The sequence below is a fragment of the Nostoc sp. genome (assembly GCF_041747015.1).
Lineage (GTDB): Bacteria > Cyanobacteriota > Cyanobacteriia > Cyanobacteriales > Nostocaceae > Nostoc.
The window spans coordinates 1-2,189 of the sequence record NZ_JBGTFY010000311.1; the positions used below are offsets into that span (position 1 = coordinate 1).

Annotated in this window: 3 protein-coding genes and 1 pseudogene; all 4 read left to right on the forward strand. The window is 42.4% G+C overall.

The genetic code is table 11. The annotated features are described in order from the left end of the window. On the forward strand, nucleotides 1–1,175 hold a 1,175-nt coding region (locus ACEW80_RS24805), incomplete at its 5' end, for a 4Fe-4S binding protein (protein WP_373529144.1). Between the two features lie 158 nt (nucleotides 1,176–1,333). Further along, nucleotides 1,334–1,438 (forward strand): annotated as a pseudogene (locus ACEW80_RS24810) (type ISP restriction/modification enzyme); the annotation flags it as partial. Between the two features lie 9 nt (nucleotides 1,439–1,447). Continuing rightward, on the forward strand, nucleotides 1,448–1,588 hold the full coding sequence (locus tag ACEW80_RS24815; protein ID WP_373529145.1) for a hypothetical protein: 141 nt from the start codon (nucleotides 1,448–1,450) through the stop codon (nucleotides 1,586–1,588). A 54-nt stretch (nucleotides 1,589–1,642) separates the two neighbouring features. Beyond that, the gene (locus tag ACEW80_RS24820) at nucleotides 1,643–2,029 is read left to right on the forward strand and encodes an endonuclease domain-containing protein (protein ID WP_373529146.1); all 387 of its coding nucleotides are present in this window, start codon (nucleotides 1,643–1,645) and stop codon (nucleotides 2,027–2,029) included. The last annotated feature ends 160 nt before the right edge of the window (nucleotides 2,030–2,189 follow it).

Sequence of the window (2,189 nt, forward strand, 5' to 3'; positions counted from 1 at the left end):
TCGTTTTAAATTTATTCTGGGCTTGGTGGTGGCCTTTCTTTCTGTTTCTTTTCCCGTTTTTGGGTCGTGTCTGGTGTGCAGTTTGTCCCTTCATGATTTACGGGGAAATTACTCAAAAACTTTCACTGTGGCTATTTCCTAGAAAACTCAAAGGTTGGCCGAGACAACAAGCCGAAAAATGGGGGGGATGGTTTGTATTTGGTCTATTTACCTTGATTTTTTTATGGGAAGAACTCTGGCATTTAGAAAATACTGCCTATCTCAGCGCTTGTTTGCTACTATTAATTACAGCTGGAGCGATGATTTTCTCTGCCATTTTTGAGCGGCGGTTTTGGTGTCGGTATCTGTGTCCCATCGGCGGGATGAATGGTTTATTTGCCAAACTCTCAATGACGGAACTCCGGGCACAGCAAGGTATTTGTTCTGCCACTTGTACTACTTATCAGTGCTATAAAGGTGGGCCGCAAAAAGGTGAAGGTCTGGAAACTAATGGATGTCCTTTATATTCCCACCCAGCGCAGTTAGAAGATAACAGAGATTGCGTACTTTGCATGACTTGCCTTAAAGCCTGCCCCCATCGTTCCGTCGAATTCAACTTACGTCCCCCTGGTATAGAACTGTGGACAACTCATGTACCCCGCAGCTACGAAGTGGCATTATTGTTTTTGCTGTTGGGTGGTGTATATCTGCATCGCTTACCAGAGTTGCTATCTTGGTTGGGGTTAGAACTCGATTTAACTCTTTTTTGGCAGCACTTGGGATTATCATTACTAATATTAATTATCCCAGCGATTTTTACCTTTGCGGCTTATGGCTTGATTCAACTGTTCAACTTTAACCGTAAGCCCCGACCATTTGTAGAACTTGCCTATGGCTATCTCCCCTTAGTTTTGGGGGGAAACTTGGCTCACTATCTGCGTTTGGGCTTGGGCGAAGGTGGCCGGATTTTACCCGTAACTTTTGCTACTCTTGGTTTAGGCGGCGAACAATTGCCAATATTGGTTGCTCACCCGGCTGTGATTGCTTTTTTGCAAGGCGCAACTCTAATTTTCTCAGTGTTGTTAACAATATTATTAACGCAAAAAATTGCCAGGCAACCAGTGCGATCGCTTTTTTGGCAACACTTAGCAGCGATTGGGTTAGGAGTTAGTATGTGGGCGATTATTGTGTTTTAAGCTGATAGATTTAGGACTTACGCAAAGGTAACGTAGTTTCGTCATTGCGAGCGTTCGCGGAGCCTCTCGTAGAGAAGAGAAGCAACTTCGTCAAGACCGGGATTGCTTTGCTACACTGCGTTCCGTTCGCAATGACAAATATCGCTGCGTAAGTCCTGATTTACCTAAATGACATTGCCTACTGGAAAAACATTCCTGCCAGAGTTTGGGACTATACAATCGGCGGATATCAGGTTATTAAAAAATGGCTCAGTTACCGTGAAGAACCTTTATTGGGTCGTCCGCTAAAAATCGAAGAAGTCCGTGAGGTGACAAAGATTGCACGACGGATTGCTGCAATTTTAATGCTAGAACCTGATTTAGATACTAATGATGAAAAAGTAAAGCAATCAACTTATACTTGGCCGAAGTAATAATTATATTACCCCCCTTTTTAAGGGGGGCAGGGGGGATCAAAACTATAAACTATGACTAAAAACCTCAATAATAACGATTTCCATCTACCCTACAATCCAAAGCTTGTGGAAAGAGCAAAAGAACTTCGCAAAAAGATGACCCCAGTAGAAAAGAAGCTTTGGTATGGATATCTGAGAACCTTTGAATTTCGCGTTTTGAGACAACGGACAATCAATCATTTCATCGTTGATTTCTACTGTCCCATTTTAAAAGTAGTAATAGAAATTGATGGGCATAGTCATTTTACAGATCAAGGTCAAGATTATGACATGGAGAGAACTCATATTCTGGAGGGCTATGGTTTAAAGGTTATCAGGTTTACCAATAGCCAAGTTTTGAATCAGTTTGATAGTGTGTGTGAGCAGATACAGGGTTTGATCCCCCCTAACCCCCCTTAAAAAAGGGGGAAAATTTATAGTTTCCTATACTTTTGCAGAAATTGACCCAGAAATTAAATTCCTGAGCTAAGTATCAAAAAGTTGCAACTGGTGGTCTAGGCGGCTAAACGAAGAATTTGATCTAGCTCACGTGAGCGTGGCGTCAAGTCCCCTTCAGGAG

Bases quoted from the DNA above. Each gene is read 5' to 3' on its own strand.
- ACEW80_RS24820 (WP_373529146.1), top strand. From the start codon at position 1,643: ATGACTAAAAACCTCAATAATAACGATTTCCATCTACCCTACAATCCA.